General features: G+C 41.3%; 9 protein-coding genes. 8 read left to right on the top strand and 1 reads right to left on the bottom strand.

Features of this window, described 5'->3' with window-relative positions; genetic code table 11:
* Positions 1-14: 14 nt before the first annotated feature.
* The 4 genes from HUW48_RS21405 to HUW48_RS21390 all read left to right on the top strand — a co-directional run bounded on the left by HUW48_RS21405 (position 15) and on the right by HUW48_RS21390 (position 6,559).
* On the top strand, positions 15-587 hold the full coding sequence (locus HUW48_RS21405) for a TetR/AcrR family transcriptional regulator (RefSeq protein WP_262891465.1): 573 nt from the start codon (positions 15-17) through the stop codon (positions 585-587).
* A gap of 94 nt (positions 588-681) precedes the next feature.
* A complete protein-coding gene (locus tag HUW48_RS21400) occupies positions 682-2,028 on the top strand; it encodes a TolC family protein (protein ID WP_182412866.1) in 1,347 nt (448 codons plus the stop codon).
* Positions 2,029-2,056: 28 nt separating this feature from the next.
* Positions 2,057-3,196, top strand: coding sequence for an efflux RND transporter periplasmic adaptor subunit (locus HUW48_RS21395; RefSeq protein ID WP_182412865.1), 1,140 nt, complete (start codon positions 2,057-2,059; stop codon positions 3,194-3,196).
* 183 nt (positions 3,197-3,379) lie between these two features.
* On the top strand, positions 3,380-6,559 hold the full coding sequence (locus HUW48_RS21390; protein ID WP_182412864.1) for an efflux RND transporter permease subunit: 3,180 nt from the start codon (positions 3,380-3,382) through the stop codon (positions 6,557-6,559).
* A gap of 450 nt (positions 6,560-7,009) precedes the next feature.
* Here HUW48_RS21390 and HUW48_RS21385 read toward each other — a convergent pair whose 3' ends face one another.
* Positions 7,010-7,279 carry a hypothetical protein gene (locus HUW48_RS21385; protein ID WP_182412863.1) on the bottom strand — a complete coding sequence of 90 codons (270 nt, stop codon included), beginning with the start codon at positions 7,277-7,279 and terminating at the stop codon, positions 7,010-7,012.
* Positions 7,280-7,719: 440 nt separating this feature from the next.
* Here HUW48_RS21385 and HUW48_RS21380 point away from each other — a divergent pair, with 440 nt between their 5' ends.
* The 4 genes from HUW48_RS21380 to HUW48_RS21365 all read left to right on the top strand — a co-directional run bounded on the left by HUW48_RS21380 (position 7,720) and on the right by HUW48_RS21365 (position 13,695).
* Positions 7,720-8,049, top strand: a complete 330-nt coding sequence (locus tag HUW48_RS21380) for a hypothetical protein (protein WP_182412862.1) — start codon at positions 7,720-7,722, stop codon at positions 8,047-8,049.
* Between the two features lie 369 nt (positions 8,050-8,418).
* On the top strand, positions 8,419-9,246 hold the full coding sequence (locus HUW48_RS21375; protein WP_246343567.1) for an alpha/beta fold hydrolase: 828 nt from the start codon (positions 8,419-8,421) through the stop codon (positions 9,244-9,246).
* Positions 9,247-9,254: 8 nt separating this feature from the next.
* Entirely contained in the window at positions 9,255-9,896 is a 642-nt protein-coding gene (locus tag HUW48_RS21370; RefSeq protein ID WP_182412861.1) for a PAS domain-containing protein, read from the top strand.
* Between the two features lie 640 nt (positions 9,897-10,536).
* Positions 10,537-13,695 carry a T9SS type A sorting domain-containing protein gene (locus HUW48_RS21365; protein WP_182412860.1) on the top strand — a complete coding sequence of 1,053 codons (3,159 nt, stop codon included), beginning with the start codon at positions 10,537-10,539 and terminating at the stop codon, positions 13,693-13,695.
* Positions 13,696-13,962: the final 267 nt, after the last annotated feature.

Raw genomic sequence — 13,962 nt, 5'->3', positions numbered from 1 at the left:
GGAGAAATTAGCAGGTGGAGCAGATTACCGAGAAAAAAAAGATAATTTTTGACACTACTTTGACCTTGGTCCGAGCGAATGGATTTCATGGTACTACCATGAGTATGCTTATTAAAAGCTCGGGAGTTGCAGCCGGTACTATCTACCACTATTTCGATTCGAAAGATGCACTTATTCTAGAATTACACGCGTACATCCGGGAGATTATGGCAACTGCCATTCTGGAAGGCGACAATGAGAATCTAAACTTTAAAGATCGGTTTATTGCTTACTGGACCCGTCAATGGCAATTTTACACCCAGCACCCAGAGGCTTTGTATTTCATTGAGCAGTTTGTGAACTCACCTTATTATAAGCAATGTCCGCAACCCGAAAACGATCGTTGTCAGAATATTATTACCCATTTTGTGAAAACGGGTATTGAAACCGGTATTCTGAAATCAATGAATTACAAATTAATGGGAATTATGGTACACAGCAGCATTATAAAGGCAGCCAAGGTAAAGCTCAATAATTATTTGCCGGTCGGCGACGAAGAACTTAAACAAATTATAGATATGGTTTGGGACGGAATGGTGATAAGGTAATTGAATAAACAAAATTCTAGGATCTACTAAGCCACGCGGGCTTATGAAATATTTTAAACTATGCTAAAAGACTACTTAATTCAGTAAAAGCTTTATGAAAAAAATAAAAAGATGGGCATTTCAGGTGGCACTGGGATGCTTATTGGCTCCATTAAATTTATTTGCGCAGGTAAAAACAGAAAGCCCAACTACTGGACTTACGCTGGAGCAATGCATTGAGTATGCCCTTAAACATCAGCCGGCGGTGCAGCAGGCCCGTATTGATGAAGAAATTGGAGAGCGGGAAATAAATATTGGTTTGGCCGGTTGGATGCCGCAATTAAACGCACAGTATAATTTTCAGCATTATTTAAAAATGCCGGTTACTTTTTTCCCGAACGATGCAGGCGTACCCACCCCCCGTACTATTGGTGTAGCAAACACCTCTACTTTGCAATTTCAGGCGAATCAAACCCTTTATAGCAACGATGTCCTTTTAGCTTCGCGGGCAGCCCGGTTTGTTCGTTTACAGGATGATCAAAACACGCAAAATGTTAAAATAAGAACGGTAGTAAATGTAAGTAAAGCTTTTTACGACATACTGCTTACCCAGGAACAACTACGTATTCTGGATGAAGCCATTACCCGGCAGGAAAAACAGCAAAAAGATGCTTTGGCGCAATACGAGAATGGTATTGTAGATAAAACAGATTACCAGCGGGCCAGTATATCGCTGAGTAATACGCGCAGCGACCGTAAAAGGACCCAGGAATCTATTAAATTTAAAGTTGCTTTCCTGAAAGAATTATTAGGTTACCAGCCCGAAACTAATTTACAATTAGCGTTTGAGCGCAATAAGATGGAGCAGAATATTGTGGTAGATACAACTGAGACCTTAACTTTTGCCAACCGCATTGAATTTCAGCAGCTTCAAACTCAAAAGCAACTGCAGAACCTGAATGTTACTTATTACCGCTGGGGCTTTTTACCTACTGTTTCGGCTTTTGTAAACTACAATATAGTAAATCAAAATAACGAGTTTTCGGAAGTGTTTAGCCAGACTTTTCCCAATTCCTTAGCCGGCTTAAGTGTGGGGCTGCCTATATTTCAGGGTACCCGCCGCGTGCAAAACCTGCGCCGGGCCCAGTTATTAAACCAGCGCCTAGATGTAGATATTGCTAATACTAAAAACATAATTAATACTGAATACCAGGAAGCTTTAGCCAATTATAAAAGTGACCTGAACGAGTGGAATACTACTAAAAGTAACGTAGCCGTAGCGGAAGATGTGTATCGGATTATAAAGTTACAGTACAACGAAGGCATTAAAACTTACCTGGAAGTAATTACCGCCGAAACCGATTTGCGCACTACCCAGCTCAATTATTTTAATGCGCTTTACCGTTTATTGGCCAGTAAATTAGACCTGCAGCGCGCCCAGGGAACCATTAACGTGAATTAATTCTCAAGCAAAAATTCAAAACTTTATCATGCATAGTAAATTCATTTCATTGGCAACTGTCGTTGTAGTTTCGATTAGTTTGTCAGCATGTAACAAATCACAGAATGCGGGTCAGCCTAATCCTTTGGATGCCCCGGTACCCGTTAATGCCTATACCGTGGCGCAGGAAAACGTAGTAGGTACCGATACCTATCCGGGAACTGTAGTAGCTTTAAACGAAGTAGAGCTTCGGCCGCAGGTTGCAGGTTATATAACAAACATGTATGTGCAAGACGGACAAATGGTAACGAAAGGGCAAAAACTGTACGAAATTGACCGTACGCAGTACCAGGCTACGTATAATCAGGCGCAGGCTAATTTACGAAGTGCCCAGGCTAACCTGGAAAGAGCCCGGCAAGATGCAGAACGTTACGAGAACTTAGCGAAGCAAGATGCGGTGGCCCGGCAACGGGTGGATTACGCGCGGGCCGAACTAGGTACAGCCGAGGCGCAGGTAGCGGCGGCACAGGCGGGAGTTTCCGGAGCATCTACTAATTTGCGGTATTCAACTATTATAGCTCCTATGAGTGGCCGGATTGGCATTGCCCAGGTTAAAGTGGGTTCGCAGGTTTCGCCGGGAACAACGCTTATTAATACTATTTCAGCGGATAACCCCATTGCTGTGGATATTGTAATTAACGAAAGCGAAGTGCCCCGCTTTGTTCGTTTAAGAAGTAAATCAACTTCTGATTCTACTTTTACCCTTCAGTTTACGGATGGTAGCGTTTATCCTTATCCGGGTAAAATTCAAGCTATTGACCGTGCTATTAACCCGCAAACAGGTACCATTACCGTGCGGATAGGCTTTCCTAATAAAGATCGCCAGTTAATTCCGGGCATGATTGCTGTTTTACGAGTACGGAACGCAGATATTGGAGAACAATTGGTTATTCCAAATAAAGCCATTACCGAGCAGATGGGCGAATTCTATACTTATGTTATACAAGGCGATTCAGTTGTTCAGAATAAAGTTTCTTTAGGCAGCAAAGTGGCCGATAAGATAGTAATACGCGAAGGTTTAAAAGCGGGAGATAAAATAGTGGTAGAAGGAACGCAAAAACTGCGGCCGGGTGCTAAAATTACCTTAGGTCCCCCAACTGCTTCAGCCGGACCTGCTACTGGTAAATAGAGTTTGAAAGTTTTGAATGTTTGAATAAGTGGGTGAGTGAATAATTTGAAATAACAAATTAAGACCTTGATTTAGTAAAAGGTAAGCCCTTCCATTTATTAAGTAAATTTTATTATTCAATCATTCCAAAACGCACTCATTTACCCAATCATTTAAAGAGTACTCATTTTATTTAGATAAAAAATGATTTCAGAAGTATTTATAAGAAGGCCGGTTACGGCAATTGTAATTTCAATTGTGATAGTTCTGGTAGGTACGTTGGCCATATTAAATTTGCCCATCAGCCAATATCCTAATATCTCGCCGCCGGTAGTTTCCATCCAGGGCAACTATACGGGGGCCGATGCCCAAACAGTAGAACAAACCGTTACTACTCCCGTGGAAACCCAGGTAAATGGTACCCCGGGCATGACTTACTTGTCCTCTAACAGTACCAGCACCGGGCAAATGTCCATGGATGTAAACTTTGAAGTAGGCACCGATGTAGACATTGCTACCCTGGATGTACAGAACCGGGCCAGTATTGCTGAACCACGGTTACCGGAAGAAGTACGCCGTTTAGGTTTAACTGTCCGGAAGCGGAACCCTACTATCATGATGGTAGTAACTTTTTACTCACCCAACGGTACGCACGATATTAAATTCCTGGATAACTACACCAACATTTACATTCGCGATGCTATTTTGCGGGTAAAAGGCGTAGGGGATATTAATACCGTAGGCGAAGAGTTTAGTATGCGGGTTTGGTTACAACCCGATAAGCTTTCGCAGTTGGGAATAGCCCCTACCGAGGTAGCGGCGGCTTTACGGGAACAAAACGTACAGGTGGCGGCTGGTTCAGTGGGTGGAGCCCCGCAATTTTCAACTCAGGCTTTCGAATATCCTTTAACAGTAAACGGCCGCTTAACGGGCCAGGAACAGTTCGAAAATATTGTAGTGCGTACCCGACCCGAAGATGGATCGGTTGTTTATTTGCGCGATGTTGCCCGTTTAGAATTAGGTAGTTTCGGGTATACCCGTCAAGCGTTTATTAATGGCAAACCAGCTACATTTTTACTAATTTATCAATCGCCGGGCAGTAATGCCTTGGATACCGCCGAAGGTGTTTATGCAGCTCTGGCAAACCTGAAAAAAACGTTTCCGGCCGATATGGATTATAAAGTATCGTTCGAGACAGTTTCGGTAGTACAAGTTTCTATTGAAGAAGTAATTCATACTTTGATAGAAGCTTTGGTGCTGGTAATTTTAGTGGTATTTATTTTCCTGCAAAACTGGCGGGCTACTCTGATACCTATCCTCGCTATTCCGGTTTCTATTATTGGTACGTTTATTTTCTTTATCCCGCTCGGGTTTACTATTAATACGCTTACTTTATTTGGTTTCGTGTTAGCCATTGGTATTGTAGTAGATGATGCCATTGTGGTAGTAGAGGCCGTGCAGCATTACATCGACCACGAGCGACTTTCGGCAAAGGAAGCTACCCGTAAAGCCATGAAAGATATTACGGCTCCGGTTATTGCCATTGCCTTGGTATTGGCCGCAGTATTTATTCCGGTAGGCTTTATTCCGGGTATTGTAGGCCGTTTGTACCAGCAGTTTGCCATTACCATTGCTATTTCGGTGCTTATTTCGGCTTTTGTGGCCCTTACTTTAACCCCGGCCCTGTGTTCCTTAATGTTGCGGCCTATGAACCTGAACAGGAATTCACGCGGTATAAATAAGCTCTTTTATAAATTTAACCGTTGGTTTGCCCGGGTTACGCACGCGTATTCTAATGGCGTTCGGAAAAGCATAAAGGCGGCTCCTTTGGTTTTAATTTTGTTGGCCTGTATTTATGCCGGCACTTTTGGCTTGTTCCGGGCCAAACCAACCGGCTTTATTCCTACTGAGGATGAAGGTCGTTTATTTGTAACCTTCGAATTGCCCCAGGCAGCTTCCAGTAATCGGACTATTGCCGTTTTAAAAGAGATATCCGAACATTTAAGAACTACTCCGGGAGTTAGCAACTACTCAGCCATTGCCGGATTAAACGTTTTAAACTTCTCTATCAAATCGAACAGCGGTACTATTTTCGTGCAGTTGAAGCCTTGGGCCGATCGGAAAGATGCCGCTCAACAGCTTTTTGCTATTATCGGCAGCTTGCAGCAAAAGTTTGCTACCGTTAAAGATGCGAATATTGTAGTAGTGCCTCCTCCAGCGGTTCCCGGCTTAGGTCGTACGGGTGGTTTTAGCTTTATTTTGCAGCAACGCGAAAGCACCGACGATATAAAAGCGTTTGAAGGAGTAGTAAATAACTTTTTGGCGGAAGTGCGGAAGCGTCCCGAAATAACTGGTGCCTTTTCGTTCTTTACCGCCCGGGCTCCGGGCTACCAACTCCAGGTGGACCGCGAAAAAGTGAAAAAAATGGGTGTTTCCCTGGCAGATGTTTTTTCTACCATGTCTACGTATATGGGTAGCCAGTACATTAACGATTTTACTATGTACGGTCGTAACTTCCGGGTAGTAGCCCAGGCCGATACTGCCTTCCGCGACGATATCAGCGATTTAAGCCAGTATTACGTATTAAACCGCCAGGGACAATCGGTGCCGCTAAGTGCACTGGTTTCGCACCAGGTAACGGAAAGTGCGCCGGTAGTAACCCATTTTAATTTGTTCCGGTCAACCGAAATAAATGGTAACCCGGCTCCGGGCTATAGTAGTGGTCAGGCCATTCAGGCTCTGGAAGAAGTAGCGGCTAAAGTGCTGCCAGCTGGTTATGGCTACGAATTTTCCGGGTTAAGCCGCGAAGAGCTATCGTCGGGTAATACTACTATTTACATTTTTGCTTTATCTATTACCTTGGTGTTTCTGTTAATGGCGGCTCTTTACGAAAGTTGGTCGGTGCCGTTTTCGGTTTTATTGGCCGTACCATTAGGAGCATTCGGGGCCATTTTGGCTTTAACGTTTCTACCCAAGTTATCTAATAATATCTACGCGCAGATTGGTTTGATTACCTTAATTGGTCTGGCGGCGAAAAATGCGATTCTGATTGTGGAGTTCGCCAAAGAAAGGGTAGACCACGGTATGGAAATACTCGCTGCTACCATCGATGCCGTTAAACTTCGCTTACGGCCAATTATTATGACTTCCCTGGCCTTTATTCTAGGGGTATTGCCTTTGGCGTTCTCGTCGGGGGCAGGAGCGGTAGCCCGGCAAACCATTGGCTGGACAGTAGTAGGGGGGATGCTTTCGGCTACCTTCTTGGCACTTTTTATGGTTCCGGTATTATTTATCGTAATTACCAGGTTTGCCTACGGTAAAAAGCAATTAGAAGAACTGCAAAAAGCGCATCCAAGAGTAGATTACGACCACGCAGGAGCTTAAAGCTTTCGCCACCAGAAAACTTTAGAGTAAAACAGAACCCCGAACACAGACAAACTAGGCTGCGTTCGGGGATTTGCTATTTCTGGGCGGTAACTTTCTTATTTTTAATTCGCAATTATATCCTAAAATCATTACTACTTTCCATAATATTAAGTAAACCCGCTAAGTTTCCAAAACAAGCTTCTCCCGCCCCTAGAACCCGACTTAGGCCATCAGACGTCCGCTTCTTTTGTCTGTCATCCTGCAAGGATTTAACCGGTTCACTGCAATTGCCGGAGCAACATTATACTGTAGTTTCTTGGTCGAAGGAATCACTAGTATTCCTTTCCATTCCAACTCCTGTTTCGAACAATCTTGCTTTCAAAAGCAGTTGAAGTTCGTGTCTCTTGATTAAGTTAGCAGGTTCAGGCGATTGGGTATAATCTTAAGGTTCTGATTTTAACAATATTACTACCCAACTACCATTCTTTTTAATGCTGATTGCTGAAGCGTAGATTTTGATTCTGGTGAAATTTTAATAGAATCTACTAGTTCTTTATCTAATTGTACCAGTCTGTTTTCCAGGCTTATTTTGTAGGAATAATATTTCACTATTCTGTCCAAAGAAGTTTCCTGCTGCGTTATTTCATTTAAGTAAATCAGATGATTTAAAACTGCGCTTCTATCTAAGCTTTTGAAGTCTAAATTCTGGAAAATCCAATCTATTAATCTGATGGACATGGCACAAGTCGAATAAAAATATTTTTAAAGTGCTGTGCTGCAAGTAATATGCCCACCAGATTAAATAAATACGGAATTAGTTAGCTATTAATACGGAAATAAACCAGGTTTTATTTAGCATAACAGCGCAATTACTTGTTATAGCCAGTGGGTTTTTAAGTAAGTCAAATGCGCTCGTAAAACCACTTAAGATTTTACTATATAAAACATATTCTAAACCAGGCACTCCCTTATTTACTTTTATTAACCCTACAGGATTAAACCTGTTATATAATTATTTACTATAAAGTATTTTTAAGATGAGGAAAGCAAGAGATTTCATGAAACAACATTCTTGATTGCAGGTAAACCAATCTGAAACTAAAAGACAAGTTCATCAAAATAGAGGTTAGCTTAATCAATCTGAAAATGATAAATAATTACTTTACTAAATTGAATTTGTGGGAAAGGTAGAATTAAAGAAAGCAAACGGCGACGTATTTTTAATTGCCGAACGAATGCCGGATAACTCCTATGTTCTGGCGCAATGGATTGGGATACAAACCTTAGATACGGTAAAGCAAGGCGGTAATTATTACATAGAAATGCTGCAGAAGCAACCTTGCTCTAAACTCTTAAATAGCCACGCCGAATTAATTAGCCCCTGGACGGTTGCTAACGATTGGATTGTACAAACTTGGACTCCTAAAATACAAGCCTTAGGACTGCGTTACATGGCCCAGGTACTGGCGCCAGGAGTATACGGGCAAATGTCGTTTCACCAACTGTAGTAATACCTGGGAAATTAAAATGTTTGATGATGAACCTTCTGCCCGGGAATGGCTGCTTTCTTTACCATAACGCTATTTTAACGAGTTAAGCAGATATATTTATAAGCTGGTTTGCTTCCTGCGTTACTAATTCATTCTTAGATTTATCTAAAATGCTATCATATATTTTGCAGCAGAGATTAGTATAATTTCAATGATAAAATTTGGATAATTTTATACTACAACTAAGACTAATTATCTTTTAGCTCTAAGTTTAAATTCAACTAACTATTTACAAGTAATATTGTTCTATTGAATTTGGGCTATGTTTAACAAGTTTAAAATAGTTACCGGATTAAGATAGGAAATAGTGCGTATAACAAAGCTTAGTTGTTTTTAAATTTTTTGTGCTGGATGGTAGATGTTATTAAAAGAAACAATGTTCGCGTAGTAGGCAATGCAAACCAATCTATTGTGCTTGCTCATGGTTTCGGATGTAGCCAAAATGTATGGCGTCATTTTGTTGCGGCTTATCGATCAAAATATAAATTAATTCTTTTTGATTTTGTGGGGGCAGGTCAATCGGACTTGAGTGCGTATGATTCTGACCGCTACAGTTCTTTAGAAGGGTATGCTCAGGATGTTTTAGAAATTCTGGAGGCATTGCATATTACCAGTATAATTTTTATCGGGCATTCGGTGAGCAGTATGATAGGGGTAAAAGCCGCTATTATGCAGCCAGCTTATTTTAGTAAATTAATTTTTGTGGCTCCATCGCCGTATTACATAAACGAAGCGGAATATATAGGCGGCATGGAAAAAGAAGATTTACATAATTTATTAGAGTTAATGGATAGTAATTACCTGGGCTGGTCGAGCTTGTTGGGGCCTCAGGTAATGGCAAATGAAGACCGACCTGAATTAGGCGAAGAACTGGTAGCCAATTTTTGTGCAACCGACCCAGATATTGCAAAGGAATTTGCCCGGGTTACTTTTCTTTCGGATACTCGGGCAGATCTGGAAAATCTTCAAACTGAAAGCCTGACCCTGCAATGCTCGAACGATATTTTAGCTCCTTTAGAAGTAGGTTATTACATAAAAGAGAAAGCCAAAGGAAATACTTTACAAATTTTAGAAGCCACTGGTCATTGTCCGCATTTAAGCGCCCCGGAAGAAACCATTAAGGCAATTAACGCTTATATCCAAATCGAACAATAATACCGCTGATGGAAAAAGAACATCCAGAAAATCTTACAGATTATACCTTTTTATATAACACGGCTCCCTGCGGTATACTAACTTTTGAGATTAATGGCCCCATCAATCAGGCAAATCAAACTTTGTTAAATTGGCTGGGTATCAGTAAAGAAGAAATACTAGATAAAAAGTTTACACACCTCTTAGATAAAGCCGGTGTAATGTATTACGAGCTTTTTGTTCAGCCTATCTTAAAAATGCACCAGGAAGCAAAAGAGATTAATTTAAATATTCAAACTTCTCAAGGCGTTTTCTCTTGTTTATTTAACGGAGTGGTAGTTAATAAAAAAGAAGGGGGAGGCGAAATTATAAATGCCATTATTTTTAAGGTAGAAGACCGGAAGAAATACGAAAATGAGCTGCTGCTTAAAAGAACCAAGGCCGAAGAAGAAAAGCAATTAAAAGCAAAAGTTTTACAAGAAGTATCTTTTAGTCAGGCGCATTTAGTCCGGGCTCCTTTAGCCAACATTCTGGCTCTTATTACTTTTCTAGAACAAATAGATCATCAAGACGAGGAAACCAAACAAATAGTAGGTATGCTGCAGGTGAGTGCTGCTGAATTGGATAAGCAGGTAAGAGCCATTGTAGATAAAGCCGATTTAAATATTTAACTCTTGATTTAGTAAATTTTTTCACTTTCATCTTCCCGCTTATACAAATTAATACACCTAAATGGATAGGTTACAGAATAAAGAAATTCTTATAAGAACGGAAAGCTAAGAAAAAATTAATAAAATTATTTTAACGTATAATTCTGATCCAGAGAAGGATAGAAACTCTTGGATCAGAATTTAAATTTTCCTATCTTTCAAATACTTTCCTGAAGTGACCTAAATAGTAGATTTAGTCACCTTATTTTCCCGAATCGATCATATAAAGTACCCTATACTAAATAGGTATTTAAAATAGATATACTTTTCTGTTTTAAATACTTATTCATCTAAATTGGGTAGCTACTTACTCTTCTCCGGTAGTTGTTAAACTACATTAAGGCATCTTTTTTTATAAGGTAACTTTAACAACAAATAATAAAAGTTTACCCTTTGTAAATTAATACCATGAGATAGATATTCTTCTCCTGAAAATTCCTTCTCTAGCTTAGTTTAATTCTAATTTTTTTCTTACAGGCGAGGCGTACTGCACGAATTAGAATCATTTAAATACCGGCAATAAAGCAATTTTAGTAAGCACAAAGGTTATAATACTTGCCGGGTATATTTTGTATCGGATTAATTTAAAAAAGAAGAAGATATGAATAAGCAATTACTCCGTAAAAATGTGCTTTACATTTTGGTCTGTACAGCCACTATTGTTCTTTCCTCCGCTGCATCCTTGCAAGCCCAAATGCAACGCGATGTTATGGTTAATGCCATCTTTGAAAGGTATGTTTACCTGACAGCAGGGAATAAGGTACAATTTGAAACAAGAAACCTTTCCCAGCAATGCGATCCGGTGCTAAATCTTATCTCTCCCCGAGGAGTAGAAGTGGCGGCAAATGATAACGGCGCCGGTGGCTTTGCCGCCAGAATCACTTATACTCCCCCGGCATCTGGGTATTATACATTGATTGTCAGGGCTCGTTCCACTGCGAGAAGTGGCACCGCAGATATTTATAAAAATAATGCCCAGTTTCAAACTAATGTTGCATTTGGCGGACGCCTATTAATTCTGGCAAACCTGCGAAATAAAGAATCGATTCAAACGGTAAAATTGCCACGGGGCGATAACGGTAGCCACCGTATTTATTTATTAAATGTAAATGAAGTTAATATTGTAGCTCGCGGCGCGAATACGGCGGCCGGAAACGCTGCTATTCTTAAATTAACAACTACCCCAAATACAAATAAGATTATAGTGGGTTCCACTGGAGTTGGAGGAATGCTTCGTTTGATTCGGAACGATGCGGCTATCTTGTGGCATGACCCGGACCAGGATGGTTTAGGAACGGAGTTAGAAACAGAACTTGGGAGCTGTTCTTTCCGGAGCGGATTTGCCAAAGGTTTTGACTGCCGCCTGGTAGCTGATCCGAGAGATACAGATGGTGATGGCATATCGGATGGTTGGGAAGTTCTTGGCCGTTCCGACATTACTCCCACTCAACCTCTTCCTAAGTGGGGAGCCAATCCCAGGCATAAGGATCTTTTTATAGAGGTAGATTTCATGCGCCGAACTAGCGAGGAAAATACCGGCAACGTTAACCTAAAAATGAGCCCTGCTTCTGCCCGGCAGTTTGCTGCTATATATGCCGACTCATTTACGGTATCTCCTTTATTAAAATTGTATCACGCAACCATTTTGCAAAACCCGGATCTGGTACCGGGTATTAGCGCCCACTTAGATATTGGCCTGGAACCTGCTTCGCCCGCTGATGCCACAATCTATGGCAATTGGGGAGGGTTTAATGCTGTAAATGCTATTGTTTCCGGATCCGATTACATTGGCTTGGATCCCAATGTTGCCTGGAAAACAAATCTGAGAGAAGCTAGATTAGGAATTTTTCGTTATGCCCTGGGCTATAGTAGTGGGGGCGGAAGCTGCGGAAACACTTATGCCTGTGCCTTTAATTTTCAGGATAATTTCAACCCGGCGCATGAATATGGGCATACTCTAGGGCTTGGCCATTCAGGTCCTTATGGGGCTACGGGAAATGTTGACCCTAACTGCAAACCTAATTATGCCAGCCACATGAACTATGCCTTTTATGGTCAGTCGAAAGCCGGCTTTTCGGATGGTAACGGAGCCCCCGCCTTGAATAATGCTTCTCTTAAAGAATGGAAGGCGGTATCACCCAGTAAAACGTTATACCTAGATGTGTTAGAAAAAATATTTAGATATTGGGTAGACCGTACCAATGGTCACGTGGATTGGAACCGTAATGGGGTATTTGAACCCGAAGGGCAAACAGTAAGAGCGTATGCTAATTACCGGCCCGGTGCAGCTTGTGAATATACCCGGTATAACAAAACCATAATAAACGGTGCCCAAACTACTACCACGCCTATTTTGGCCAGGATGGGCAACCGACTCTATATGTTTTATACCAATGGTGGAACGTTAAAATACAAGTATTCTACTTCTACCTGGAATTGCCCCGAGCCAGGTACGGCCGGCTGTGCTAACGGTACCTGGAGCAGCGAGAAAAATGCCGGAATGCTGTCGGTAGGCGTAGATGTAGCCAATGATGGAAATGGTCTTAGGGTAGTGTCCGTTGAATGGAGTGGAAAAATAATGGAAAAACGGCTTCAACTGGATGTTATATTTAATAGGGAAGTATGGACTAGTGCCAGGCAAATTCCCGGATCAGCGCAGGGGGAACCCTCCATTTCTTACACCCGCACCAGTACCTACCTGGTATATAAGGGTACCGATTTACTCATTCATTTTAACAAATGGGTGAATGGTAGGTGGCAAGGAGATCGGATTGCTTATTCAGCTGCAAATACTCCGGTAAAATCTACCAGCCAGTGGGCCTTCCCGGCTATTATTCAAACGTATCTACCCTGGAAGCCGGGGGTAAAAAGCTTGTATGCCCTCGTTCCGGCTGCTGATGCCAAACTTGACTTGTGGTATTACAATCCTGCTACCAACTTATGGGAATTAACCAATGTAATAGAAGGTGGGCGGGTTGGACCTATTCATAGCAAACCTTCCATGGCCTATGTTCCTTACCGGGGCAGTTCAGAAACTCCAGGAAGAGTATATATGGTATACATTAAACAATCCCAGCCAGGTGCTGTTTTCAACGGACAAGTCAGAATGAAAATGTCGTATGTAAAAACCACGCTTAATCCGGATAGCACTTATACAAAAGAGGAAAAAATAGGACTAGATTCTTATTTTGACAATTCCTGGTTTTATGCTTATGGGATGAGCTTATATTTTGATCGCGGGCAAGACACTAATCTACGGGCTGTTTCCACAATAGGAAGTGAAGAAAACAAATTGAACGTAGTCTTTCGCCCCAAAGCTGACGGTATAAATGATTTTAGTTATACTAATTACAATGATTGGGAGGTGCTTCGGTTAAATCTTTGTAAACAGGTTGTAAATCCAGGAGGCCTTGTTTCTAATCCGATTAATTGCACCTCTGCCACCCTGCCGCAAGAAGCAGCAATAGAGGCAACCCAGAGAGAAGAAAAAGCAACGGATAAGAACCCCTTAAAGGTGTTTCCTAATCCTTTTTTTAATAACGTACAGGTAAGTTTTTCTTTACCCGTAACCCAAGTTGCTTCAGTTAAAATATACGACTTGCAAGGTATAGAAAGAGCTACTTTATTCCAGGGCGAAGCGCAAGCCAATCAAACATATCCATTAGAATGGCAAGCCAGCCATAAAGCTGCAGGTATATATCTTTTGCAATTGCAAACCCCCGGTAAACGTTATCAGCAAAGACTGCTTCTGGCAAAGTAAATAGTACTACCTGAAAAAGCCGGCGAAAAGTAATTTTATCCGGCTTTTTAGTAAATTCTGATCCTATTTATACCAGGTAGTATTTACAAATTACCATAAGAGTATATTAAAAAGAAGTTAATCCGGTAGGTATTGAAAACAGGAATGTCGAAAACCTGCGGGAACTGTAATCAAGTAATACATACTTCTTCCACTTTAGTCATCCTGAAAGGAACTAATCGGCAGAAAAGAAGAACAAATTGTTGGAAGTAAGGGAGATTACCTACT

This window comes from Adhaeribacter radiodurans, from assembly GCF_014075995.1.
Lineage (GTDB): Bacteria > Bacteroidota > Bacteroidia > Cytophagales > Hymenobacteraceae > Adhaeribacter > Adhaeribacter radiodurans.
The sequence above is the reverse complement of the archived record's forward strand: the minus strand, read 5'-3'. Positions and strand labels throughout refer to the sequence as shown.

Excerpts from the sequence above, each read along its gene's own strand:
- HUW48_RS21365 (WP_182412860.1), top strand. The coding sequence starts at position 10,537 with ATGAATAAGCAATTACTCCGTAAAAATGTGCTTTACATTTTGGTCTGT.
- HUW48_RS21400 (WP_182412866.1), top strand. The coding sequence starts at position 682 with ATGAAAAAAATAAAAAGATGGGCATTTCAGGTGGCACTGGGATGCTTA.
- HUW48_RS21390 (WP_182412864.1), top strand. The coding sequence starts at position 3,380 with ATGATTTCAGAAGTATTTATAAGAAGGCCGGTTACGGCAATTGTAATT.
- HUW48_RS21395 (WP_182412865.1), top strand. The coding sequence starts at position 2,057 with ATGCATAGTAAATTCATTTCATTGGCAACTGTCGTTGTAGTTTCGATT.
- HUW48_RS21370 (WP_182412861.1), top strand. The coding sequence starts at position 9,255 with ATGGAAAAAGAACATCCAGAAAATCTTACAGATTATACCTTTTTATAT.
- HUW48_RS21385 (WP_182412863.1), bottom strand. The coding sequence starts at position 7,279 with ATGTCCATCAGATTAATAGATTGGATTTTCCAGAATTTAGACTTCAAA.